Below are 24591 nucleotides of genomic sequence, written 5' to 3'. Positions count from 1 at the left end.
ATGACACTAATTAAACGATCTATTTTTGCTGCATTCGTCCCATTGGTATTCGCCATGTCATCCGGCAGCGCCTGGGCACACGGCGACGTCAAATGCACCACCGAGCCAAAAGAAAAATGGCGTCCACATACAGAATTGGAAGCAAAGCTGACCAAAGAAGGCTGGCAAATTCGCCGTATGGAAAAAACCACCAGTTGCTATGAAGTGTATGCCAAAGACCCTAAAGGCAAGCGCGTAGAAGCCTTCTTTAACCCGGTCACATTCGAACGCGTTGAAGAATAGTCAGCCCGTCTGGGACTTGCCTGTGCGCCTGATTCACTGGGCGCAGGTTGTCATTATCATCGCCGCCTGGATCACCAGCGGCATGACAGGGATAGTTCATGAATATGTTGGCTACGGCGCAGGCGTCTTGGTCCTCATACGCCTGGTCTGGGGTGGCATCGGTAACCGCTACGCACGTTTTACCCAATTCCTGAAGCTGGGTCAGGCAACGGCCGATTATCTGCGTCTGGTCGTTCAATCCAAAGCCCCACGTTACATTGGCCACAATCCCCTGGGTGGCTGGATGGCGGTTGCGCTTTTGTCTTGCTTAAGCCTGCTAGTCTTGACAGGCTGGGCCATGGGTACCGATTTGCTATGGGGTTATGAATGGCCCGTGCGCGTGCATGTGACTATCGCCTGGACCATGGTAGGGCTGATTGCTTTGCATATATTTGGTGTGGTTTTTACCAGTTGGCAGCATCGTGAGAACCTTGTCAAGGCCATGATTACCGGTAATAAGACAGGGCCAGAACCTGGCGATGTAGATTAAGCGAAGTAGAGCCAGTGCTGTCCGGGCTTTTGTTTTGTCTGACGATCGTTGTGGGATTTGCTACGAGAGGGAGGAGGAAATACTTGTACGATTTTCTTTGCCCGGGATAGTACGTCAACCGGTATTTGTTCATCAGAATTTTTGAGTCGTTGCGAGCTGCTATTTACGCCGCGTACATAAAAGCCTTGCTCTGGAAACGCTGAACTCTGCGCTACTTGTCCGTCATGCCTGATAAGGGCAGGGCGGAAAAAAAAGAGTTACTTGCCTTGGCGAGTAACTCTTTTCTCAATTTGGCTCCCCGACCTGGACTCGAACCAGGGACCTGCGGATTAACAGTCCGTCGCTCTACCAACTGAGCTATCAGGGAATAGAAGATATGATGATCTTCATTAAACTTGTAAAACTATTCTTCGGCAGTGATTATGGTCAAGTTCACTGTTCACTTCAATCTCTTGCTGCAAAACCCTTTCAGGATTTTACTTTTCATACTTTACCGGACAGTTCCAGTGGAAAAAAAAGAGTTACAAGCTTGAGCAAGTAACTCTGTCTTTATAAATTTGGCTCCCCGACCTGGACTCGAACCAGGGACCTGCGGATTAACAGTCCGTCGCTCTACCAACTGAGCTATCAGGGAATAGAAGATTTGATGATCTTCGTTAAACTTTATAATTTAATACTTGTTACTTTGTTCGCAGTGATTTTTTGATAAGTTCACTACTTACTTCGAATTCTGTGGCTCCCCGACCTGGACTCGAACCAGGGACCTGCGGATTAACAGTCCGTCGCTCTACCAACTGAGCTATCAGGGAACAGAGACAAAAATTATATTCTCTCGACCCCTGTTTGTCAATACGCAAGTCAAATCGAATTACAAAACCGCAGTAATTGCCGCAATAACGTTGTTAATATTCTTGTTATTGAGTGCAGCTACACAGATGCGGCCTGTATCAACAGCGTAGATGGAATTGTTCTCACGCAGTTTGCCAACCTGTTCTTTGGTCAGGCCAGAATACGAGAACATGCCGCGCTGCTGGACGACAAAATCAAAGTCATGGCCTGGAGCCTGTTCCTTGAGTTTGCTAACAAAGGCATTACGCATTTCGCGTATGCGTACGCGCATGCCTGCCAGTTCTTCTTCCCACAACTGGCGCAGTTCTGGTGTTGCCAGCACGGTTGCTACTACCTGGCCACCATGGGTAGGTGGATTGGAGTAATTGGTACGGATCACGCGTTTCAGTTGCGACATGATGCGTGCTGCTTCTTCTGCGCTGGAGGCGGCAATGCTCAGGGCACCGACGCGCTCGCCATACAGGGAGAAGGATTTGGAGAAAGAGTTGGAGACGAACAGAGCACCGCCAGCTTCAGCAAAGCGACGTACGACTTTGCCATCCGCTTCGATACCATCACCAAAGCCCTGATAAGCCATGTCGAGGAAAGGGATCAGGTTGCGTTGAGTAACCACGGCAATGACGTCTGTCCATTGATCATCAGTCAGGTCAGCACCGGTTGGATTGTGGCAGCAAGCGTGCAGCAATACGATGGAGCCTTCAGGCATGGATTTCAATGCATCCAGCATGCCAGCGAAATTGACGCCGCGTGTCGCTGCATCATAGTAAGGGTAAGAGTTGACCTTGAAGCCAGCCGATTCAAACAAGGCGCGGTGGTTTTCCCAGCTTGGGTCGCTGATCCATACTTCAGAATTTGGCGTGAAGCGCTGCAAAAAGTCAGCGCCCAGCTTCAGTGCACCAGTGCCGCCGATAGCCTGTGCAGTAATTGCACGCTTTTCCTTGACGACGTCACTGTCAGCACCGAACACCAGTTCCTGTACTGCTTTATCATAGGCAGCCAGGCCTTCGATAGGCAGGTAAGTGCGTGGAGCGAATTTTTCCATCAAAATAGCTTCGGCTTTTTTGACGCATTCCAGCAATGGCACCTTGCCATTGTCATCATAATAAACGCCTACACCCAGATTGACCTTGGCAGGGTTCTGGTCAGCATTGAATGCTTCGGTGATACCCAGTATAGGGTCGCGGGGGGCCATTTCTATGGCGGAAAACAGGGGTGAAGATGTGGAAGCAGTCATCGTGATAATATGGAAATATTTGTCGTTGCCGACAGTAATGGTTGGAATGAGGCAGATTGCATAGTACAGCCACCTATTTTAGCAAAGGTAATCGCATCATGGCCGTAGCACCAGTTAATTCAACAGCTTTGTCAGAGCAGCTGGACGAATCGAAATTTATCAGTTTCCCTGATTCACCTTATCAGTTGTATCAAATGTTCAAGCCAGCAGGTGATCAGCCAGCGGCGATTGCACAATTGGTAGAGGGTATCAGTGACGGTTTGTTTTTTCAGACACTGCTGGGAGTGACGGGGTCGGGTAAGACCTATACGATGGCAAATGTGATTGCCAGGACAGGTCGTCCGGCTATCATTTTTGCACCTAATAAAACCCTGGCAGCACAGTTGTACAGTGAGTTCAGGGAATTCTTTCCACGCAATGCGGTGGAGTATTTTGTCAGTTATTACGATTACTATCAACCAGAAGCGTATGTGCCGCAGCGTGACTTGTTCATTGAGAAAGATTCTGCTATCAATGAACATATAGAACAAATGCGTCTGTCCTGCACCAAATCGCTGATGGAAAGACGTGATGTCATCATCGTGGCAACTGTATCAGCCATCTATGGTATCGGTAATCCTAGCGAATATCACAAGATGATTTTGACCCTGCGTGCCAAGGACAAGGTTAGCCAGCGCGACGTCATTGCCCGTCTTATACAGATGCAGTACAAGCGTAATGAAGTTGATTTTGGACGTGGTACTTTCCGTGTACGTGGTGACACCATTGATATATTCCCGGCAGAACATGCCGAGATGGCTGTACGTGTCGAAATGTTCGATGATGAAATTGAAAACCTGCAATTGTTTGACCCGCTGACAGGTCGCATCAAGCAAAAGATACCGCGCTTTACTGTGTATCCGAGTTCGCATTATGTGACGCCACGCGAAACGGTCTTACGTGCCATCGATACCATCAAGGAAGAGTTGCGTGAGCGCCTGGATTTCTTCCGTCGTGAAAACAAACTCATTGAAGAACAGCGCATAGAACAGCGTACTCGCTTCGATCTGGAAATGATGGCGGAAATAGGTTTTACCAAGGGCATTGAAAATTACTCGCGCCATCTTAGTGGTGCCAAGGCCGGTGAACCACCGCCAACCCTGGTTGATTACCTGCCAGCAGATGCCCTGATGTTCCTTGATGAGTCACATGTGCTGACAGGCCAGTTGAATGGCATGTACAACGGTGACAGGGCGCGCAAAACCAACCTGGTGGACTATGGCTTCCGCCTGCCGTCTGCACTGGATAACCGCCCGTTGAAGTTTGCTGAATTTGAAAGCAAATTGCGCCAGACCGTATTCGTCTCAGCCACGCCAGGTGATTACGAAGACCAGCATTCTGACCAGACAGTAGAGCAACTGGTCAGGCCTACCGGCCTGGTTGACCCGGAAATCGAAGTACGCCCGGCGCTGACGCAGGTCGATGATTTGATGAATCAGATTATCGAGCGCGTCAAAAAACACGAGCGAGTACTTGTCACCACGTTAACCAAGCGCATGTCAGAACAATTGACCGAATTCCTCAACGAAAACGGCATCAAGGTACGTTACCTGCACAGCGATATTGATACGGTAGAACGGGTAGAAATTATCCGCGATCTGCGCCTCGGCACTTTTGATGTGCTGGTCGGTATCAACCTGTTGCGCGAAGGCCTGGATATCCCTGAAGTATCACTGGTGGCGATACTCGACGCAGACAAAGAAGGTTTCCTGAGGTCTGAACGCAGCCTCATACAAACCATAGGCCGCGCTGCGCGTAACCTGCACGGCAAAGCGATTTTGTATGCCGACAAGGTGACCGACTCCATGCGTCGCGCCATGGGTGAAACCGAGCGCCGTCGTAATAAACAGCTTGCCTTCAATCTGGCCAATAATATTACGCCGGTAGGCATACGCAAGCAGATCAAGGACATCATCGATGGCGTCTATAATCCGCAGGAAGCAAAAGAAGAGCTGGCAGTAGCACAAGAGCAGGCACGTTATGAAGTCATGAGCGAGAAACAGATCAGCCGCGAAATCAAGCGCCTGGAAAAACTCATGCTCGATCATGCCAAGAACCTGGAGTTTGAAAAAGCAGCCCAGGTCAGGGATCAGTTAGCGCATGTCAAGGAACAGTTGTTTGGGGCAGGTGGGCATGATTCTGTCCCTGTGCTTTAAAGCTGTCTGCCTATGCTGAAGCAGCGTGAATTTTGGCCTGTGCGTCCTTGGAGAAAAACAGTCGTGCGAATGAGCCGGTCTGAGTTGAAACGGCAACTGCTTAGGGTGCTGGTGCTTGAGCATAGCAATGGGAAAAGTAAACCCTTTCCCCATTGCGGATGGGAAAAGCCAGTATCAATGCACCAGTTGCGCAGGAGGCGATTGCACCTCGCGAGACAATATGTTTTGCTGTATGAACCTGGAAGCGCGCTGGTTTTTAAAAGAAGTCTTCCGCGCGATAGGGAATGGCCTGGTACAGGAAAATTACTCTCCTCACCTATTTTTTCCTGGGAGGAAGGTGTGTGGGCTCAACGAGCTTGCAGTCTTCCGTTGGAGCATATCAACTCTCAACAAATTTAAGAAGTCTGGATAGCTTATTTACCACTGACACAAATTGGGGAGTCGGTTCGTAGGTTGGGCTACGTTTTATTAGCCCAACATTCGGCGGTTAAATAATGTATGCGTTTGTTACGGCCCAGTGTTGGGCTGGTGAAGCGTAGCCCAACTTACGGGTGGGGCCTAAATTGAATTATTTGCCACTAACACAAACCTGATTCCGCCCACCTTGCTTGGCTTGGTACAACATCGCATCTGCCTGCAAGAACATGGCATTCTCGGTATTCCAGGTAGGGAAATCGGCGATGCCACCACTGAAGCTGAAGTTTTTATTTTCACCTGGTTTGACTTCGAAGACGATCTTGCCAAAGGCTTCGCGCATGGCATCGAGTTTTTGTTTGCCTTGTGCCGGTGTGCAATCCCAGAAAACCACGACAAATTCTTCGCCACCAAAGCGGCTGAGCAAATCCTGTTCGCCTAGCTGAGCAGACAAGACCAAAGACAATCGCTTGATGACGATGTCACCAAAATAATGGCCCCAGGTGTCATTGATGATCTTGAACTTGTCAATATCAATGATGCCATAGGCCAGCGGTTTGTCTTCGCGGCTGGCGCGGCGTATCCATTCCTGAGCCTTTTTTTGCAAACCGACTTTATTCAACAAGCCAGTGGCGCGGTCGCGACTGATCAGGTCTTTGCTGGCGCGGATTTTATTGACGCGGTTCAGTAGCTGGCGTGTCAGTACATCAGCGTCACTGGGTGTCAGGATTTCATCAAAACCGCTATCAAGTGCGCGCCTGGCCATGGCTGGGTCAGGGCGGCTTTGCAGCAGGATGATTTCGCGGCCGGGGTCAAATTCTATATTCTTTTTGAGTACACGCACCAGGGCTTCGGTCTGCAAATATTGTGCTTCATCAATGAGCACGATATCTGGTTGTGCTTCCTTGACCCGCACATGCAAAGAGCGGGCATCAGGATTGTGCAGCAGTTCTATATGGTTTTCTGCCAGCAGGGCAGTATCCAGTGAAGACAGTTCACCGCAAAGCACGATGGTATTGTTCTCGCCGCGCTTTTGGCGGGCGAAGATGTTGAATAACTTATCTACCAGCACCTCATTGGTGATGGGTTTTTCTGCGTAGGCCATGCAATTGCTATCAACCAGTTTTTGTTGCAGCAAGAAACGCTCACCCTGGCGCACGGTCTGCAGGTAGATATAGCTTTGATCATCTGGCAGGCGCTGCAGCAAGTCGCTGAGGAACATGGTCTGGCGGCGGGTGTGCTGCATATCGTCCTGCATGTTGTACAGCACATCAAGGTCAATCACGAACAGATCATGGCCTTCGGAAGTCTGTACCGCCTTCACAAAGTCACTCATCTGGTCAAAAAACAGTATATCGAAGTCGTACTTATGGGCACCGATCAACAATTCTTTCTTGTTATCGATGATGAAAAAGGTTTGCGTGAGCAGCAATACCCGATTTTTATACAGCGGTCCTGCTTCTGCCATGTTGTCTCCAGGCTATAAACGATACCCGCCCCGTATGATCGAATTCCAGAGCATGATTTGATTTTATACGAGTTCCTGTTACTGTTTGATTAATACGTCGCAAAATATTAATAAGAATGCGCAAAATATAGTTAATTTCCAGGTGGAAATTTTCTCATTCATGTAGTAACCCATCATTACCTGCGATGCTGAAATTTGCTCAACAATGGGTCTCCTTCAAACCAATATTCAGGAGACATCATGGCAGCCAAAAAAATTCTTATGCTGGTCGGTGATTTTGTAGAAGATTATGAGGCCATGGTGCCTTTCCAAAGCCTGCTGGCGGTCGGGCATGCAGTACATGCAGTGTGCCCGGACAAAAAGCCCGGTGACTATGTGGCTACCGCCATCCATGACTTTGAAGGCCAGCAGACTTACACCGAGAAACCAGGTCACCGATTCAGCATCACCCATGACTTCGCCAGCATCAAGGCGCAGGATTATGATGCCTTGCTGATACCTGGTGGCCGCGCACCTGAATATCTGCGCCTGAACCCACAAGTGATTGCTATCGTGCAACATTTCGCGCAGACAAAGAAGCCGATAGCCGCCGTTTGCCATGGTGCGCAGATTTTGGCTGCTGCCAAGGTGCTTGAGGGTATCAAATGCTCAGCTTACCCTGCTTGCCAGCCAGAAGTAGAAGCGGCAGGTGGCCATTACGCAAATATTGCTGTTACCGATGCAGTAACGGACAAGAATTTTGTCACGGCACCAGCATGGCCCGCACATCCAGCCTGGATAAGTCAGTTCCTGCAATTGCTGGGTACGGAAATCAAGTTATAGCCATATCGTGGCTTGGCTTGTAAATCAGGCAAGTGCCGTATAATCGTCAGGAAATCATTTTCTTGACGATATGCGGGAGGAAAAATGTGCGAGATATTTATCAAAGCCGATCCTGGTCTGTATGAATCCAGGGCGCGTTCCCTGCGCCTGCATGGCGTGGTGACTTCCATCCGGCTGGAAAATATATTCTGGAATGTGCTGGAAGAGATCGCTGTACGCGACGGCATGAATACCAATCAACTCATCACCAAGCTGTATGATGAGTTGATTGCTTACCGCGGCCATATCGACAATTTCTCATCTTTCCTGCGAGTTTGCTGTTTGCGTTATACCTCGCTGATGCTGGATGGCGAAATCACCACTGATAAACTTTTACCGCTTGCTAGTTTGCGCAATGCCAAGACGGAAGCTAAAGGTTTTTTGATTTGATCGTTTAATCCATGTTTATGCGTAATAATTATCATGCATAAACATGCATAAACATGCATAAACATGCATAAATGCGGTGTTTTTAAGCAGATGGATGAGTGGTGCAATGTCATTCATGGTCTTGCTCTCGACTTATTTGACCCTGGCGGAAGTTTTTTGAGTTTCTGTTAGGAACAGTACCGCACATCAAAAAGCTCCTTGACATAACAATTAAGAGTTCTTATGATGCCTACCAACTAGAAGGTAAATTAATTGATCAGGGCATTATTGCTCACTTTAAACAGGTAGCACATGAAGCATTTTTCAGAAATGACGCCTATGGCCGAGCGCATCATAGATGCTGCCCAAGGCTTGATACAGCAGCAAGGCTACAACGGTTTTTCCTATGATGATGTGGCCAAGTTGGTCGGTATCAAAAAACCCAGCATTCATCATCATTTTTCCAAAAAAGAGGAATTGGTTACAGTGCTGGTACAACGCTATACCCATAGATTTCGCGGTGAATTGCTGGTTATAGAAGGGCTGCATGCCAGTCCCATGGAAAGGTTGGCTGCCTATGCTGCTGTATTTGAACAGACTTTCAATCGGGAAAGACGGCTTTGTGTTTGCGGCATGCTGGGGGCAGAGTCAGGCTCGTTGCCAGAAGCTGTTGCTGACGAAATCGCACGATTCTTCAAGGTCAACCTGGATTGGCTGACCCAAATCATGACCGATGCCCAGCATGCAGGGTTAATCAAAAATAATTGCGCCGCAGAGTCGCTGGCTCAAACTTATTTGAGTGCGCTGGAGGGGGCTATGGTATTGGGACGCGGTATGCATACTGTGCAAGGGCCAGCTGACATCGCGCGAACTTTTCTTTCCACTGTGTCGGCTTGAGGCCGGCATTTTTTTGTAAATGTAAACTACCAATTAGTAGGTAGATAAAAGAAAGGGTATATAATGGGCACTAATTTTGAAGGCAAGAAATTACTGGTAATAGGAGGCACCAGCGGTATGGGTCTGGAGACAGCACGCATAGTCTTATCCCAGGGTGGCAAGGTCGTCATCGTTGGTCATCGCAAGGACAAGGCTGAGGCGGCACAGCAGCAGTTGTCAGCGTTGGGTGAAGTCACTATATTTACCGCGAATTTATCCAAAGCAGAAGAAGTACAGCAACTCTTGAAAAAAATCGATGAAGCGCACAAGGACATCGATCTCTTGCTGAATGCCGCGGGCATATTTGTACCCAAGCCATTTCTTGAGCATAGTGAAAATGACTATGACCAGTATCAGGCTTTGAACAAAGCAATATTCTTCATTACCCAAAAAATCGCTGCCAACATGATTGCCAGTGGTAATCATGGGTCTATCGTGAATATAGGCTCCATGTGGGCAAGACAGGCGATTGCGGTAACGCCATCCTCTGCTTATTCGATGGCAAAAGCAGGCATACATTCTTTGACCCAGCATCTGGCCATGGAACTTGCCTCCCATCATATTCGTGTGAATGCAGTGTCACCAGCAGTGGTAGAAACACCTGTCTATGAAAGCTTTATACCCAAAGCGGATATTCCTGCGGCTTTGCAGGGTTTCAATGGTTTCCATCCTATCGGTCGTATAGGTACGCCACAGGATGTGGCAGAAGCGATTACCTTCCTGCTGTCGGATAAGGCTTCCTGGGTAACTGGGGCAATCTGGGATGTGGACGGTGGTGTGATGGCAGGCCGAAATACCTGAAGAAACCAGGAATAAAAAATACCGGGACAGTGTAGACTGCCCCGGTATTTTATTTTGCTAAACCAAGCTAAGCGATTTTAGCCTGCTGCAACACGCTTGGCGATATGCGTCAGTGCTTCTTCTACCTGATCAATCAGGATCAGGCAAAGATCACCTGCTTCAAGCCTGTCCATGGCCAGATCAATGGCAATGAATTCCCCATTGATTTCATCTATGCGCGAAGTTTTTGTTGCCTGCTTCAATCCTTCACGCAAGAGGGCGACAACTTCCCCATCAGCACGACCACGCTGGCATTGGTCCTGATACAAAACCACGTCATCAAACGACTCACCGAGGATTTCAGTCTGCTGGCGTATGTCCTGGTCACGGCGGTCTCCAGCACCGCTGATGACGACAGAGCGGCGTTTGGCAGGCATGGTTTCTACTGCACGTACCAGTGCCAGTATCGCATCCGGGTTGTGACCATAATCAGCAATCAGGGTCGCACCGCGGAAGCTGAAAACATTGAAGCGGCCAGGCGCATTATCGGCTTCATTGGCAAAAGACAATAGGCCTGCGCGTATGCTGTCCCAGTCAATATTGATTGCCCAGGCAGCGGCCACGGATGCCATGACGTTCTCGACCTGGAAGCCTATGCTGCCATTACGGGTGATAGGGATATCTGCCAGCGGTACACTATGGCGTGTCTTGCCTTCTGCTGCGATCAGATGGCCATTTTCTATATATACCACGCGCTTGCCCTGGGCCCTGTGTGTTGCCATCACAGGATGCTGGTGATCTGCAGCGAAGAAGATGACGGCAGACGGGCAATTGCTGGCCATGGTAGCAACGATAGGGTCAGCCGCATTCAGCACCGCATAGCCGTTGTCAGCAACGTTTTGCACGATGACGCGCTTTAATACAGCCAGGTCTTCCACTGTAGTAATGTAATTCAGGCCAAGATGATCGCCAGAACCTATATTGGTGACGACGGCAACCTGGCAACGGTCATAAGCCAGGCCTTCACGCAAGACGCCGCCGCGGGCAGTTTCAAACACGGCTGCATCTACATCAGGGTGAGACAAGACATTACGGGCGCTGCGGGGGCCGCTGCAATCGCCGCTATCAATCTGGCGGCCAGCAACATAGACGCCATCCGTATTGGTCATGCCTGTACGCAAACCACTGGCTGTCAGCAGATGGGCAATCAGGCGTACTGTCGTGGTTTTACCATTTGTGCCGGTGACCGCAATGATAGGGATGCGGCCATCGTCATTGTCATCAAACATCGAGGCGATAATCGCTTCACCAACCTGGCGGCCTTTGCCAAAAGAAGGGGAGAGGTGCATACGCAAACCTGGCGCAGCATTGACTTCAACGATGCCGCCATTTTGCTGTTCTATCGGTTTCAAGACACTGTCACAGACCAGATCGACACCACAAATATCCAGCCCCACCATTTGTGCGGCAGCTACTGCGCGGGCGGCGACTTCAGGATGCACATCATCTGTCACATCGGTTGCGGCGCCACCAGTAGAGAGGTTGGCGTTATTGCGCAATACCACGCGCTGGCCCTTGGGGGGAATGGAGTCAGCCACAAAGCCCTGTTTGGCCAGACTGGCCAGGGCGATATCGTCAAAACGTATCTTGGTCAGGGAAGTGGAATGTCCACTGCCACGGCGCGGGTCTTTATTGACTTGTTCAACCAGTTCACGCACGCTTTGCTTGCCATCACCTACTACTTGTGGCGGGTCACGGCGGGCAGCGGCAACCAGCTTGTTGCCGACTACCAGCAGACGGAAGTCATTGCCGGGTAAGAAGCGCTCGACCAGGATGTCATCACGGAATTCGCTGGCGGCATGGAAACCTGCATCCAGTTGTTCACGCGTCGTGACATTAACAGTCACGCCTTTGCCCTGATTGCCATCCTTGGGTTTGACCACCACAGGCAGACCGATTTCGAGGGCGGCTGCCCAGGCATCATCAGGGTCGGATACTGAGCGACCCAAAGGCACAGGCACGCCGGCGGCATGCAAGAGCTTCTTGGTCAGCTCTTTATCTTGCGCAATGGCTTCAGCAATAGCGCTGGTGCCATCCATTTCCGCTGCCTGTATCTTGCGCTGGCGGCTGCCCCAGCCAAAGGCAACCAGGCTGCCATCGGTCAGGCGGCGGTAAGGGATATTGCGGGCAACGGCGGCATTGACTATAGAGCCAGTAGATGGCCCCAGACGCACGTCTTCATCCAGATCACGCAATTGTTCAAGTGCAGCAGACAGATCAAAGGCTTGGTCTATCAGTGCGGCATTGATAAGTTGTTCTGCCAGTTCCACGGCCAGACGACCTACAGCTTCTTCCGAATATTCAACCACGACCTGGAAAATACCTGCTTCCAGGGTTTGCGTAGTGCGGCTGAAGGTGACAGGGCAACCGGCTTCTGCCTGCAGGCCCAGTGTCAGCAATTCAAACACATGGGCCATGGGGATGGCATCATCATGGCCGGTGGGTTGCAAAATGCTGAGTTGCGGGAAAAGGGCACGCAAACGGTCTTCAAATCCGTTCAGACCAGCAATTGACATCTCTTCATTTGTGCAGGCAACAATCGCTTCTACGGCCGTATGGTGGCTCCAGAGATTGGGACCGCGCAGGGCACGGATGCGTGATACTTCCATAAAACTTAATCCTGTTGAAAAAGGCGTCAAACGAGAGTGTGTTTCGTCTTGGCATTCTGGTTTTTATATCAGAATAAGTACCAGAAATCACACCCTCAGATAAATAGCAAATTCTAAGAAAATACGTTAATACTATATCTGGTATTTTACGGATGCCATGCAAGGCATCCGCACACATTTCGGTAAACTTAGTATGCAGCTTTCTTGCTGGAGTCAAAAGTTCTGAGCCCAGCACCGATCAGTTCTGGTGTGATGTTCAGAGCCCATGCTGCTGCAACCGCTGCCAATACGCTTTCTGCCTGGGCGACTTTTGCAGGCTTCAAGGCACTCAAGGGCAGCAAGGCAGTTTCAGTCTCGCCATCTGCGAGTACGATATTGTCGTCACGCAAAAACACGACACGTTCACCCAGGGCGCGGTGATTGACTATGGCTTCCAGCCCGGAATCCCTGGCATAAAAAATCACCTTGCCATCACAGAGCTCCGCCAAGTCTGCTACTGCAGAGTCCGCAGCATTCAATACCGCAACGCCATCGGGCAATATCACATCAACCTGGGTACGCAAGACTTTGCGCATCTGGTCTGGGCTGTCTATGTAAAAAGGACCCAGGTCGGCATGGCCATCCAGATCTGTGACGACGCCAACGGCGCATTTGTCATAGGCCAGACCATCGCTGAGCATGGCCTTGGCATTGGTTTCAAATACGGCAGCTTGGACTGAGCGGTTGATCAGCAACCTTTGGCCCGCTTCCCAGTTGGCACAATCACCATCATTGACCAGCCGTTTGTTCAGGAACAGGCCCTGGGCGCAAGCGACACCGGTTTCCTTGCCGCTGATATGGATCAGCGCACCGATCAAGCGTGCAATCAGGCTGCAACCCTTGGTGCCAGCAACACCAACGATGCTGATGCGGCCATTTTCGTCGGGTGCAAATAAATGATTGATGATGGCTTTGCCGACAGGGCGGCCTTCACCATTGGCTGGCTTGATATGGGCCAGCAAGCCAGGGCTGGCGTTGACTTCAATAATTGCCGCACCTTGTTCTGCCATAGGACGGGAAATGTCTTCTGCCACCAGATCAACACCCGCAATATCCAGGCCAACAATACGTGCAGCCAATGTCGCTGCATAGGCAATATCTGGGTGGATTTTATCGGTGACATCAACAGCAACATTACCGTTCGGCTGTATCAATACCTTTTGTCCTGCTAGCGGGATGGAATCGGCATCCATGCCCTGGCGCTTCAATTCCAGTATGATTTCTGCGCCTGCTGCGGGGTCCAGCGCATTCAAGGGACAGTCTTCTGTCGTGCCACGGCGCGGGTCGGTATTGATCTGGTCGTCGACCAGTTCAGTGACATTGGATTTGCCATTGCCAGTCACCCACAATGATTCGCCTTTACCTACTGCAACGACCTGATTACCGACGACCAGCACACGATGTTCGTCACCGGTGACGAAACGTTCGACGATGACGCTCTTGCTATCACCCTTGCGCGAAGCCAGTTCGTAGGCAGCAATCACATCTTCTTTGCTCATCAGGTTCAATGAAACACCGCGGCCATGGTTGCCGTCATAAGGTTTGATAACGACGGGCAGGCCGATATCCTGTGCTTCTTCCCAGGCTTCTTCAGCACTGCGCACCAATGAACCTTCAGGAACCGGCACACCGCAAGATTGCAGCAGTGTCTTGGTCAGGTCTTTATCGCTGGCGATGCTTTCAGCAATGGCGCTGGTGCGGTCAGTTTCTGCTGTCCATATGCGGCGCTGGGCAGCGCCATGGCCGAGTTGCACCAGATTGCCATCTGTCAGGCGTATTGATGGGATGCGGCGTTCGGTAGCGGCATCAACGATGCTGGCCGTACTAGGGCCCAGACAGCGGTCATCGACCAGTTCACGCAATTCTGCGACTTTGGTTTGCAGGTCAAAAGGCTGGTCTTCGATTGCTGCCATCAGCAAGTCGCGGCCAATTTGCAGGGCGGCGCGTCCTACCTGTTCTTCACGGGTGCGGAATGCCATTTTATAGACGCCGACCACATTGGTAGAGCGGGTCTGGCCAAAGCCGGTACGCATGCCCGCCAGATTTTGCAGTTCAAGGACTACATGCTCAAGGATGTGACCAGACCAGGTGCCCTCACGCAGACGCTCCAGAAATCCGCCACGTTCACCGACACCACAGCGATGTTCAATAATGCCAGGCAACCAGGTCGTCAGTCGTTCATACAGGCCAGGGATTTTATTCGATGGGAATTCTTCCAGCTCACCTATGTCCAGCACTGCTTCAATGACAGGGCGATAAGTCCATATGTTCGGGCCCCGCAAATGCGTTGCGCTGAGAATGCGGATGTCTTTCTTGTTTGTTATCATGTATGTAAACTTTTATAAGCCAGGTTTATGCGGACCAGGTCTTGTCATTTTAGAGCGTTTCTTCGTTTTCCCTGAATGCGCAACATCTTGGGCTGGCTGGCTACGCAAAATTTTCTATTGCCTTGAAAATCTTGTCATCGCCACAATGTTACTTCTCATATCATCTTGAAAGCGGCTGTGAAAGGCACGCCTGCTGATATACTTGCGCGCCAGCGCAAAAGCAGTTCATCCTCTTGATCAGAGTGATCTGATTATTTTTCTTTCGATAGAATACCGTAAATTGCTGCTTCCGTGACATGGCTTATGCCGGAAATGGAAACCAAGTGATCTCTTTTACTAAAATTTATGTCCTGATTTGATTCGGGACCAGCTCTTGAGCAGGAGTTCATTTTACGATGACCACAACACAATTCAGCCTCGAACAGCCTGTTACATCACTTCCAGTATCCTGGCAGTCTGACCTCAACAGTCAGATCGTCAAGGGCGAGAACGTTTTAACTGCCTTGGAGGTTGACCTAGACAATAAACTTCGCTTCCGCAAGGGCTTGCTGGTGGTCACAGATCAGCGCCTGCTGACCAAATCACCCGGCGAAACTGACTGGAAAGAATGGCGTTTTCACCAGGGATTGCAATTAAGTCATCATGACCATGCCGGTGTCGGCCATCTTGAACTCGTTGATGAGCAGGGTTTGCAGGCCAGCTGGCGCTTTACCCTGGGCCAGAATTTGCATGCCATACGCCTGCTGGATCACTTCAAGGAACAATTGCTAAGCCATGTGACTGGCATGCCGGTAGTACGTGCGGAACAAAATATTTGCCCTAGCTGTAAAGCCGTGCTGGAGCCGGACCAGGAAGAATGCCCGGTGTGTACCAAAGTTACCTATACACCACCATCGACATGGACGCTATTGCGCCTGTGGCGATTTGCCCATCCTTACCGCTTGCAACTGTTTATCGGTTTTTCACTCATGTTGCTGGGCACTGCTGCACACATGATCCCGCGTTACCTGACCAAACCGCTGACGGATGAGGTGCTGATTCCCTATCAAAACGGTGCGCATGTCGATCCCAAGCTGGTGGTGTTTTACATCGGCGGCCTGCTAGGTTCTGCAGTTGTTGCATGGCTGCTAAGCTGGGGCAAGACGTATATCCTGGCACTGGTGTCAGAGCGCATAGGCGCCGATTTGCGTACCGCTACCTATGAACATCTGCTGAAATTGTCTCTCGAATATTTTGGTGGCAAGCGTACTGGTGACCTGATGTCACGCATAGGCAGTGAAAGTGACCGCATTTGCGTTTACCTGTCCCTACACCTGCTGGACTTTGCAACTGACGTGCTGATGTTCATCATGACTGCGGCTTTTCTGTTGCAGATCAATACCAAGCTGGCCCTGGTGACCTTGCTGCCGCTACCATTTATTGCCTGGATGATCCACCTGGTGCGTGACAAGTTGCGTACCGGTTTTGAAAAGATAGACAGGGTATGGGGCGAGGTCACCAATGTCCTGGCCGATACTATCCCTGGCATACGTGTGGTCAAGGCTTTTGCCCAGGAAAAGCGCGAAGCAGGACGTTTCCGTGAGGCGAACAAGCATAATCTGGCGGTTAACGACAAGCTCAACAAGGTCTGGTCGCTGTTTTCACCTACTGTGTCTTTCCTGACTGATCTTGGCATTCTGGTGGTCTGGGGCTTTGGTATCTGGCAGATTTCCAAGGGTGATATTACCGTTGGTTCGCTGGTGGCTGCTGTGGCTTTCATCAGCAACTTCTATGGCCGTATTGATTCCATGAGCCGCATCGTCTCTGTGACGCAGAAATCTGCTTCTGCTGCCAAGCGCATTTTCGATATTCTTGATCATGTATCGAGCGTGCCTGATCCGCAAAATCCGGTGAAGGTAAAAGAAGTCAAAGGCCAGATAGAATTGCGGGAAGTAGGCTTCCGTTACGGTAACCGTGCGGTTAATCGTGGCATTAATCTGAACATCAAACCAGGAGAAATGATAGGTCTGGTTGGTCATAGCGGTTCGGGCAAGAGTACGCTGGTGAACCTGATCTGCCGTTTCTATGATGTTTCGGAAGGTGCGATCTTGCTAGACGGTGTCGATATACGCTCATTTGCAGTGTCGGATTACCGCCAAAATATCGGCCTGGTCTTGCAAGAGCCTTTCCTGTTTTTTGGCACCATTGCCGAAAATATTGCCTATGGCAAACCAGAAGCCACGCGTGATGAAATCATCGCGGCGGCGCGTGCGGCCCATGCGCATGAATTTATCTTGCGCCTGCCGCAAGGTTATGACTCCATGGTTGGCGAGCGCGGCCAGGGCTTGTCGGGTGGTGAGCGTCAACGTATTTCGATTGCCCGTGCTTTGTTGATAGACCCACGCATTTTGATCATGGATGAAGCGACTTCTTCCGTGGATTCGCAAACAGAAAAAGAAATCCAGAAAGCCCTTGATAACCTGGTGCAAGGCCGTACTACCATAGCGATTGCGCATAGGTTATCTACCCTGCATAAGGCCGACCGTCTGGTTGTGCTGGACAGAGGCCAGGTAGTCGAAGTGGGCAACCATGACGAATTGATGGCCAAAGAAGGTGCTTACTACAAGCTTTACCAGGCGCAAGCCCGTAATGCAGAACTGGTTGAGGAGTAAAAGAAGATGACAACGACAAAATTTACCCTGACCCGCAATTCTTTCGGCAAGCTGATACTCAGCAATGAAGCTGGTGAAGTGTTTGAAGGCGTCAGCCCGGTACGGGCATTCCCTATCCAGTCACCACTAGTGGGCATGTCCCTGGTCATGACAGACGGGCGCGAAGTGGCATGGATAGATCAACTCGACGACCTGGCAACAGATGTGCGTGCATTGGTCATGGAAGAGCTGGAAGGTCGCGAATTCATGCCTGAAATCAACAACATCATCAGCGTCACCAGCTTTGCCCTGCCATGTACCTGGAAGGTCGCAACGGACCGAGGCGAGACTGAGTTTGTCCTCAAGGGTGATGAAGACATACGCCGTATCGGGAAGACCTCTTTATTGATTACCGATAATCACGGCATACAATTCCTGATACGTGACATGTATGAGATAGACAAGCATAGCCGCAAGATACTCGACCGCTTCCTCTAAGCTTCCCTTGAACATAGTATAGATTCCGATTTAGAGAGGACCTGCGCAGAATTGTCCCGACAAGGCTGTCGCTTCAGGAAACATCCCTTTTAGGAAATGTCCGTTTCATCGGCAAGCAACTTGTTGCCTGAAACCCCGACTTCACCGCAATGACGAAGACAGTACTTTAGTACGCGGCTGCTAAAAGAGGAGTTGCAACGCTTTGCGGCGGTTTTGCGTAAGTCCTAGCAGAACTCGTACCCATACAAATTGGTATCTCTGCTTTCGCCTGTCAGCACCACCACCGCTTCGAGTTTAAAACCCAGGCTTTGCAGCAGTTTGTTGGATGCGGCATTGTCTGGTGATGTGATACCGGCGAGTTTGGTAATACGCAAATGCTGGTTGGCATATTCCAGCGTCGCCCGGGCCGCCTCGCTGGCATAGCCCTGTCCTATGAATTGAGGCAGCAGGGCGTAGCCTATATCCACATTCTTCAGGGTTTCGCGCTTGACCAGACCACACAGGCCTATCGCCTGCCCATCTTCTTTGCGTTCCATTACGTACAGGCTAAAGCCTATTTTCTTCTGGTTTGCCATGGGGCCGTTGACGATATCGGTTTGTGCCTGCTCCAGGGTACGTAGTCCTTTATCGCGGATATTGGTGATAAATGCGGGGTCATTCACGAGTGCCAGATAAAACGCTGCATCCTCTGTCGTAATCGTGCGCAGATAGAGTCTTTCTGTCGTGATGATGGTGGCCATTACTGTCTCCTTGGGAACGATTAGTTTACAGTCGTCCACATAAAAGAGCTAGGCGCTTTTCCCTGATAATAGGGCAGAATTGAAACAAATTATCCGAACCGGAGTGATGCTGCGATCCTACAGACTTGTGAACTTCTTTTACAAGATGGTAAATTGGATAAACTTTTTCTCACATTGTTTAGTCTGGAGCGTAATATTGTTGAATGGCATTAAGCTTTTCGCTGTGGGTGGTCGCGACGTGATATTGATACTGGCACGCCACTTTACTGTTGAATTTGCTTGGGCGAAGCCTGTAAAGTCTCGTTACTTATTTATATCCATACTCAGGGGAAGCTATGAAATCACTCAAGGCCAGACTCATTGTTGTTATAGGATTGTTAATTGCTGTTTGTACGATAGTTTTGACCATAGGCAGCTACCTGAGGATGAAATCCCAGATAGAAAATGACTTGAACAATGAAATGCGTGGCGTTGCAGCAGGTTATAACGCCGTATTGAGTAACTGGATACAAACCAATTTGTCCATGATGGACAGCCTGTCACAGGGCTTGGGCAATGGCGCAGATTTGCAGGCCAGCCTGACCATGATGCGTGGTGGTGGCAATTTCCTCAGTGTTTATCAAGGCCAGCCCGACAAGCAATTTACCAATATCCCTCCTGACCCACCGCCTGCCGGTTTCGACCCTACTGTGCGTCCCTGGTATAAGGCTGCGATGGAAGCCAAAAAACCCATCGTGACTTCACCTTACATGGGTGTTGCTCCACCTGGTCTGATGATCACTTTTGCTGCGCCTGTCAAGGGAGGTGAAGGTGGAGTCGTGGGTGCTGACGTTTTCCTGACCAAGATTGTTGACCAGATACTGACCATCAAACTGGCGGGTGGCGGTTATGCCTTCTTGCTGGATAAAAGTGGCCAGGTGCTGGCGCATGCAGATCAGGCCAGGGTCACGAAAATGGCAAAGGAAATTACTCCCGATCTGGCACTGGATAATCTGGCGAACCTGTCCAAACAAAAAGACCCGATACTGACTGAAATTGGCGGCAAACCGCATTTCATGCTTTTGCAGCAAATCACCGGTTCCGACATTTACCTGGCGTTGGTCATCGACAAGAAAAAAGCGCTGGAAGCGCTGGATCAGTTACTGATTCTTTCTGCCGTTGTCTTGCTGGTCTTGCTGGGTGTGATCATGCCTTTGACGACCTTGCTGGTGGGCCGCATGCTGGCCGGTTTGCAAAGAGTGCGCGACGCTATGTCGGATATCGCTGCCGGTGGCGGCGACTTGAGCCGCAAGATTGATGTCGAGGGCGATGATGAAGTGGCCCAGACCGCTTCTGCTTTCAATCGCTTTCTTGAACAGTTGCGTGTGATGGTCGTGGATGTGCGCAAGGCCACTGACTCCATTACAGTAGGGGCAACAGAAATTGCCACGGGTAATATGGATTTGTCTGGCCGTACCGAGCAACAGGCATCTTCCCTTGAAGAAACTGCCGCGAGCATGGAGGAGTTGACTGAAGCCGTGCGCAATAATGCCGACAATGCCCGTGAAGCCAACAAAATGGCCGTCAATGCATCCGATGTCGCAACTCAAGGTGGCGAAGTGGTCGGCAAGGTAGTCGCGACCATGCAGGGCATCAGCGATAGTTCGCGCAAGATTGTCGATATCATCAGCGTTATAGAGGGCATCGCCTTCCAGACCAATATCCTGGCTTTGAATGCAGCGGTGGAAGCCGCCAGGGCCGGTGAGCAGGGCCGGGGCTTTGCCGTGGTTGCCAGTGAAGTACGTACTCTGGCGCAACGCAGTGCAGCAGCTGCACAAGAGATCAAGAACCTGATCGAAGACTCGGTTAATAAAGTCAGTGAAGGGTCAGAACTGGTGGATAAGGCTGGTGCCGCCATGACTCGCATTGTTTCAGCAGTAGATCAGGTTGCAGCGATCATCAATGAAATTACCACCGCCTCGGTAGAACAAAGCGACGGCATCCAGCAAGTCAATGTGGCACTGGCTCATATGGATGAGGCAACTCAGCAAAACGCTGCCTTGGTAGAAGAGGCTGCGGCAGCCGCAGGTTCACTGGAGGAGCAGGCCAACTTGCTGAAAACCGCTATGTCAGCCTTCCGTATGGAAGATTCAACTTCTGGTCCACGCCTAGCACCAGCCAAATCAAGCTGGGCGAAGAATAAGGCTTCTGCGCCCAGTCTGGAATATGACGATTAAACTTTTTGACTAAACTTAAGCCAGGGTAGCAATCACCGGGGCATGATCCGATGGTTGCTCCCACTTGCGTGGTACCCGGTCTATCACGCAGGAGGTACATTGCTTTGCAAGTTCTGCAGACAGCAAGATGTGATCAATGCGTACGCCTTTGTTCAGGCGGAAGCCGAGGGCACGGTAATCCCACCAGCTAAAGGATTTTTCTGCCTGTTCAAACTGGCGGAAGCTATCGCTCAATCCAAGTGCAATGAGGTTCTTGAGCGCAGTTCTTTCCTCTGGTGACACCAGGTTCATGCCCACCCAGGCTGCGGGATCATGTACGTCCCTGTCTTCGGGGGCGATGTTGTAGTCGCCCAATACCGCCAGTTTTGGATGACGTGTCATTTCTTCCCTGATCCAGTTTTCCAGCGCTGCAAACCATGTCAGCTTGTACTGGAACTTATCGGAATCCGGCGCCTGTCCATTCGGCACATAAGCACAAATGACGCGTATGCCTTCTATGGTGGCGGCAATGATGCGTTGCTGTTCATCTTCAAACTGTGGATTATTCTTTTGAATATCCGTCATCGCGTGCTTCGATAAAATCGCTACACCGTTATAAGTTTTTTGGCCTGTAAAAGCGACGTGGTAGCCTGCCGCTTCTATCTCGGCCTGTGGAAATTTGTCATCAGTGAGCTTGGTTTCCTGTATGCAAAGTACATCCACAGGATTGGTTTCTAGCCACTGTAAGACTTGCGGGAGTCTGACTTTGAGGGAATTAACGTTCCATGTGACTAATTTCATATGATTGATCTTGATCTATGCGGGTGGGTGGTATTTTTGCAGGAAAAGACAGAGAAAAATCCCTGTTGTAGCAATGACTATGGATTTGACCCACATTATACGATGTTGTGAATTGATAATGCTGGCGATGTAGATCACAAAAGTGTTGCGTGCATTCACACTCAAAACGGGACTTTTCAATCGTTGACGTTTCTCCATTCGCTTAAACTTCTTTCGTTTTGGAAAGATACTAAAATGCATCAACGTAGCTGCTTTTTTATTTGCCATGGTCAATTATTTCATTATTGTCTTTAGTGCCATCTTCTTTTTGAGCGGATCCGTAGCATTTGCAGATACTACATTCATACGCTATCCGCGTCCCGCAGCCAAGGTAGACAGCCATCTTGATTACGTCAATGAGCTCTTGACTGAAGCACTCGCCTTTTCACCCCGCAAATACCAGCTATTACCCAGCAAGGCGACCATGCAGCAGGGCAGGGCTGTGCATGAAATGAAAAATGGCACTGGCGAGGTTGATCTCTTGTGGAGCATGTCTACTGACGAGAGGGAGAAAAATCTGATCGCCATCAAGATACCCATCGACAAGGGTTTGCTGGGCTGGAGGACCCCCTTCGTTATCAGTGAAAACCGGCAAATGTTCAAAGCCATCAAGACCTTGCGCGACATAGAGAATTATTCGGCTGGGCAAGAGCTGGATTGGCCGGATGTAAAAATTCTTGAAAACAACGGTCTGAAAGTTGAAAAGGCAAATTCCTATGAGGCGCTTTTCAGTATGCTGGAAGCTGGCCGCTTTGATTATTTCCCCAGGTCTGTCATGGAAATCTGGAAGGAACAAGAGGTACACGCAAGTAAAAACCTCATAATTAGCCAGGATATCGCCCTGCATTATCCTGCTGCCTATTATTTCTTTGTCGCCCCTGCCAAGCGTCAGTTTGCTGAAGACTTGACAAATGGCCTTGAGATATTAATCCGTAATGGCCAATTCGAGAGACTTTTCCTGAAATACCATCAAAGCTCGATACAGAAAGCCGGACTTAAACAAAGAACAGTGCTGGAGTTGCAAAATCCCTTCCTGAATCCGGCAAATATGCCCTTGAGTCGCACTGAGCTTTGGTTTAAGCCATAAAGTACAAATCACCCAGAGGATAATTTAAAAAGCGGGAAACCTGATTAAAACCAGGCCCCCGCTTTTATTCGACTCAGAACGCCTACCAGCCTTACATTAGCCTGCGCGATTGATCAGGAATGTCGTCAGTAAAGGCACTGGGCGGCCAGTGGAACCCTTGGCTACACCGGATTTCCAGGCTGTGCCAGCGATATCCAGATGAGCCCAGGTGTATTTCTTGGTATAGCGCTCAAGGAAGCAGGCTGCCGTGATACTGCCACCGGCTGGGCCGCCAATATTTGCCATGTCTGCAAAATTGGATTTCAGTTGCTCGTTGTACGCTTCTTCGATAGGCATGCGCCACGCGGTATCACCAGTTTGCTTGCCAGCTGCCAGCAATTCTGCTGCCAGTTGGTCATGCGCTTCATCATGGCGGGTGAACAGGCCAGAGTTATGATGACCCAGGGAAGTTACGCAAGCACCAGTCAACGTCGCAACGTCGACTACGGCTGCTGGCTTGAAGCGTTCTGCATAAGTCAGGGCGTCACACAGGATCAGGCGGCCTTCAGCATCCGTATTCAGGATTTCGATAGTCTGGCCAGACATGGAAGTGACGATGTCACCAGGGCGAGTGGCGCTGCCGGAAGGCATGTTTTCGCAAGTAGGGATAACGGCGATGACGTTCAGCTTGAGCTTCATTTCACCGATAGCGCGCATGGTACCCAGTACAGAAGCTGCACCACCCATGTCGTATTTCATCTCATCCATGCCAGCACCGGCTTTCAGCGAGATACCACCGGAGTCAAAGGTAATGCCTTTGCCCACCAAAACTACTGGGGCGTCCTTGACTTTGCCGCCATTATGCTTGAGCACGATGAACTTGGGTGGTTCTACCGTACCATTGGTGACAGACAGGAAACTACCCATTTTGAGGGCTTGTATCTGTTTGCGGTCCAGCACTTCAACTACCATTTTGTAGTCGGTAGCGATTTTCTTGGCAGTATTGGCCAGGTGAGTAGGCGTGCAGATATTAGGTGGCAGGTTACCCAGTTCTTTGGTCAAATCCATGCCATTGGCCAGGGCTTCACTCTGTACCAGTGCATTTTTGGCGGCAGTAGCTTCTGTGGCTGCAACTGCGATGGCGACTTTTTTGACGCCAGCAGTGGATGTGTCTTTTTTGCTTTTCAGGCCGTCAGCACGGAAAATGCTTTCGCGGAAAGCCAGGACGGTGGCGCGGATGGACCAGCCCAGATCACGGTCTTTGACCGCAGGCAGGGCGATCACTGCATCATTGGCACCTAAACCAGCCAGGGTGCGGGCAGCAGCCTGCACAGCCTGGTTGTAGGCTTTTTCGCCTACGGTTGTTGCTTCTTCACCCAAACCTACCAGCAATACACGCTCTGCAGCGACATCAGCCAGTTTGCGCAACAGCAGGGATGTTCCCGCTTTGCCTGTGATATCGCCAGATTTCAGGGCGGCGGCGATGTCGCCGGACTTGTCCAGGCCTGCTGCAGCGGCAGAAAGTTTCTTGTTTTCATAGACGCCAACGACGATACAGCCTGTCTTAATTGCTTTATGGGCAGTCGAGGCACTTTTTGCGTCGATTGTTTTTATGCTAAAGTCCACGTATTACTCCTCTTTGTAAGTCTCGTAAAACAGACATTATAATC

Annotated in this window: 18 protein-coding genes and 3 tRNA genes; 11 read left to right on the top strand and 10 right to left on the bottom strand. The window is 50.3% G+C overall.

From position 1 onward, the window contains the following. Together ACO0LG_RS02040 and ACO0LG_RS02035 are read left to right on the top strand one after the other, a co-directional pair. Nucleotides 1-282: a PepSY domain-containing protein gene (locus tag ACO0LG_RS02040; protein ID WP_423022823.1), complete on the top strand. Its 282-nt coding sequence runs from the start codon at nucleotides 1-3 to the stop codon at nucleotides 280-282. Further along, nucleotides 272-811: a cytochrome b/b6 domain-containing protein gene (locus ACO0LG_RS02035; RefSeq protein WP_423022821.1), complete on the top strand. Its 540-nt coding sequence runs from the start codon at nucleotides 272-274 to the stop codon at nucleotides 809-811. The genes ACO0LG_RS02040 and ACO0LG_RS02035 overlap by 11 nt, the downstream gene beginning before the upstream one ends. Before the next feature lie 291 nt (nucleotides 812-1102). On the opposite strand, the gene ACO0LG_RS02030 is transcribed toward ACO0LG_RS02035, so the two are convergent. From ACO0LG_RS02030 to ACO0LG_RS02015, 4 genes are all read right to left on the bottom strand, one after another. Further along, nucleotides 1103-1178 (bottom strand) — tRNA-Asn (locus tag ACO0LG_RS02030). A 191-nt stretch (nucleotides 1179-1369) separates the two neighbouring features. Further along, nucleotides 1370-1445 (bottom strand) — tRNA-Asn (locus ACO0LG_RS02025). Nucleotides 1446-1544: 99 nt separating this feature from the next. Further along, nucleotides 1545-1620, bottom strand: a tRNA-Asn gene (locus ACO0LG_RS02020). 59 nt (nucleotides 1621-1679) lie between these two features. Then, nucleotides 1680-2894 carry an aromatic amino acid transaminase gene (locus tag ACO0LG_RS02015; RefSeq protein WP_423022819.1) on the bottom strand — a complete coding sequence of 405 codons (1215 nt, stop codon included), beginning with the start codon at nucleotides 2892-2894 and terminating at the stop codon, nucleotides 1680-1682. Between the two features lie 98 nt (nucleotides 2895-2992). Here ACO0LG_RS02015 and uvrB point away from each other — a divergent pair, with 98 nt between their 5' ends. Then, nucleotides 2993-5089 (top strand): excinuclease ABC subunit UvrB, encoded by a 2097-nt coding sequence (gene uvrB, locus ACO0LG_RS02010; RefSeq protein WP_423000935.1) that lies wholly within the window; start codon nucleotides 2993-2995, stop codon nucleotides 5087-5089. Between the two features lie 568 nt (nucleotides 5090-5657). On the opposite strand, the gene ACO0LG_RS02005 is transcribed toward uvrB, so the two are convergent. Then, on the bottom strand, nucleotides 5658-6971 hold the full coding sequence (locus ACO0LG_RS02005) for a GGDEF domain-containing protein (RefSeq protein ID WP_423022817.1): 1314 nt from the start codon (nucleotides 6969-6971) through the stop codon (nucleotides 5658-5660). 240 nt (nucleotides 6972-7211) lie between these two features. On the opposite strand from ACO0LG_RS02005, the gene ACO0LG_RS02000 reads away from it, so the two are divergent. From ACO0LG_RS02000 to ACO0LG_RS01985, 4 genes are all read left to right on the top strand, one after another. Further along, the gene (locus tag ACO0LG_RS02000) at nucleotides 7212-7793 is read left to right on the top strand and encodes a DJ-1/PfpI family protein (RefSeq protein ID WP_423022815.1); all 582 of its coding nucleotides are present in this window, start codon (nucleotides 7212-7214) and stop codon (nucleotides 7791-7793) included. Between the two features lie 84 nt (nucleotides 7794-7877). Then, nucleotides 7878-8222, top strand: a complete 345-nt coding sequence (locus ACO0LG_RS01995) for a ribbon-helix-helix domain-containing protein (protein ID WP_423022813.1) — start codon at nucleotides 7878-7880, stop codon at nucleotides 8220-8222. Between the two features lie 291 nt (nucleotides 8223-8513). Further along, on the top strand, nucleotides 8514-9098 hold the full coding sequence (locus ACO0LG_RS01990) for a TetR/AcrR family transcriptional regulator (RefSeq protein ID WP_423022811.1): 585 nt from the start codon (nucleotides 8514-8516) through the stop codon (nucleotides 9096-9098). A gap of 63 nt (nucleotides 9099-9161) precedes the next feature. After that, nucleotides 9162-9938, top strand: coding sequence for an SDR family NAD(P)-dependent oxidoreductase (locus ACO0LG_RS01985; RefSeq protein WP_423022809.1), 777 nt, complete (start codon nucleotides 9162-9164; stop codon nucleotides 9936-9938). A gap of 77 nt (nucleotides 9939-10015) precedes the next feature. Here ACO0LG_RS01985 and cphA (ACO0LG_RS01980) read toward each other — a convergent pair whose 3' ends face one another. Then, on the bottom strand, nucleotides 10016-12586 hold the full coding sequence (cphA, locus tag ACO0LG_RS01980; protein ID WP_423022807.1) for a cyanophycin synthetase: 2571 nt from the start codon (nucleotides 12584-12586) through the stop codon (nucleotides 10016-10018). A gap of 188 nt (nucleotides 12587-12774) precedes the next feature. Next, nucleotides 12775-14949, bottom strand: coding sequence for a cyanophycin synthetase (gene cphA / locus ACO0LG_RS01975; protein ID WP_423023274.1), 2175 nt, complete (start codon nucleotides 14947-14949; stop codon nucleotides 12775-12777). A gap of 398 nt (nucleotides 14950-15347) precedes the next feature. Between cphA (ACO0LG_RS01975) and ACO0LG_RS01970 the strand changes: the two genes are divergently transcribed. Continuing rightward, nucleotides 15348-17603: an ABC transporter ATP-binding protein gene (locus ACO0LG_RS01970; RefSeq protein WP_423022805.1), complete on the top strand. Its 2256-nt coding sequence runs from the start codon at nucleotides 15348-15350 to the stop codon at nucleotides 17601-17603. A 6-nt stretch (nucleotides 17604-17609) separates the two neighbouring features. Next, nucleotides 17610-18080, top strand: a complete 471-nt coding sequence (locus ACO0LG_RS01965) for a DUF1854 domain-containing protein (RefSeq protein ID WP_423022803.1) — start codon at nucleotides 17610-17612, stop codon at nucleotides 18078-18080. 224 nt (nucleotides 18081-18304) lie between these two features. Here the strand turns inward: ACO0LG_RS01965 and ACO0LG_RS01960 are convergent, their stop codons facing one another. Continuing rightward, entirely contained in the window at nucleotides 18305-18820 is a 516-nt protein-coding gene (locus ACO0LG_RS01960) for a GNAT family N-acetyltransferase (RefSeq protein WP_423022801.1), read from the bottom strand. 335 nt (nucleotides 18821-19155) lie between these two features. On the opposite strand from ACO0LG_RS01960, the gene ACO0LG_RS01955 reads away from it, so the two are divergent. Next, complete coding sequence (locus ACO0LG_RS01955) at nucleotides 19156-21036, top strand: methyl-accepting chemotaxis protein (protein ID WP_423022799.1); 1881 nt, start codon at nucleotides 19156-19158, stop codon at nucleotides 21034-21036. A gap of 15 nt (nucleotides 21037-21051) precedes the next feature. Here ACO0LG_RS01955 and xth read toward each other — a convergent pair whose 3' ends face one another. Then, nucleotides 21052-21816 (bottom strand): exodeoxyribonuclease III, encoded by a 765-nt coding sequence (gene xth, locus ACO0LG_RS01950; RefSeq protein WP_423022797.1) that lies wholly within the window; start codon nucleotides 21814-21816, stop codon nucleotides 21052-21054. A gap of 307 nt (nucleotides 21817-22123) precedes the next feature. Between xth and ACO0LG_RS01945 the strand changes: the two genes are divergently transcribed. Beyond that, complete coding sequence (locus ACO0LG_RS01945; protein WP_423022795.1) at nucleotides 22124-22942, top strand: hypothetical protein; 819 nt, start codon at nucleotides 22124-22126, stop codon at nucleotides 22940-22942. Nucleotides 22943-23038: 96 nt separating this feature from the next. On the opposite strand, the gene ACO0LG_RS01940 is transcribed toward ACO0LG_RS01945, so the two are convergent. Beyond that, nucleotides 23039-24547 carry a leucyl aminopeptidase gene (locus tag ACO0LG_RS01940; RefSeq protein ID WP_423022793.1) on the bottom strand — a complete coding sequence of 503 codons (1509 nt, stop codon included), beginning with the start codon at nucleotides 24545-24547 and terminating at the stop codon, nucleotides 23039-23041. Between the last annotated feature and the right edge of the window lie 44 nt (nucleotides 24548-24591).

The sequence above is a fragment of the Undibacterium sp. Ji42W genome, assembly GCF_049340405.1.
Taxonomy (GTDB): Bacteria; Pseudomonadota; Gammaproteobacteria; order Burkholderiales; family Burkholderiaceae_D; genus Undibacterium.
The sequence above is the reverse complement of the archived record's forward strand: the minus strand, read 5'-3'. Positions and strand labels throughout refer to the sequence as shown.

Bases quoted from the DNA above. Each gene is read 5' to 3' on its own strand.
- ACO0LG_RS01995 (WP_423022813.1), top strand. From the start codon at position 7,878: ATGTGCGAGATATTTATCAAAGCCGATCCTGGTCTGTATGAATCCAGG.
- ACO0LG_RS01985 (WP_423022809.1), top strand. From the start codon at position 9,162: ATGGGCACTAATTTTGAAGGCAAGAAATTACTGGTAATAGGAGGCACC.
- ACO0LG_RS01990 (WP_423022811.1), top strand. From the start codon at position 8,514: ATGAAGCATTTTTCAGAAATGACGCCTATGGCCGAGCGCATCATAGAT.
- ACO0LG_RS01955 (WP_423022799.1), top strand. From the start codon at position 19,156: ATGAAATCACTCAAGGCCAGACTCATTGTTGTTATAGGATTGTTAATT.
- ACO0LG_RS02005 (WP_423022817.1), bottom strand. From the start codon at position 6,971: ATGGCAGAAGCAGGACCGCTGTATAAAAATCGGGTATTGCTGCTCACG.
- ACO0LG_RS01965 (WP_423022803.1), top strand. From the start codon at position 17,610: ATGACAACGACAAAATTTACCCTGACCCGCAATTCTTTCGGCAAGCTG.
- ACO0LG_RS02000 (WP_423022815.1), top strand. From the start codon at position 7,212: ATGGCAGCCAAAAAAATTCTTATGCTGGTCGGTGATTTTGTAGAAGAT.
- ACO0LG_RS02040 (WP_423022823.1), top strand. From the start codon at position 1: ATGACACTAATTAAACGATCTATTTTTGCTGCATTCGTCCCATTGGTA.
- cphA (WP_423022807.1), bottom strand. From the start codon at position 12,586: ATGGAAGTATCACGCATCCGTGCCCTGCGCGGTCCCAATCTCTGGAGC.
- ACO0LG_RS01960 (WP_423022801.1), bottom strand. From the start codon at position 18,820: ATGGCCACCATCATCACGACAGAAAGACTCTATCTGCGCACGATTACG.
- ACO0LG_RS01970 (WP_423022805.1), top strand. From the start codon at position 15,348: ATGACCACAACACAATTCAGCCTCGAACAGCCTGTTACATCACTTCCA.
- uvrB (WP_423000935.1), top strand. From the start codon at position 2,993: ATGGCCGTAGCACCAGTTAATTCAACAGCTTTGTCAGAGCAGCTGGAC.
- xth (WP_423022797.1), bottom strand. From the start codon at position 21,816: ATGAAATTAGTCACATGGAACGTTAATTCCCTCAAAGTCAGACTCCCG.
- ACO0LG_RS02015 (WP_423022819.1), bottom strand. From the start codon at position 2,894: ATGACTGCTTCCACATCTTCACCCCTGTTTTCCGCCATAGAAATGGCC.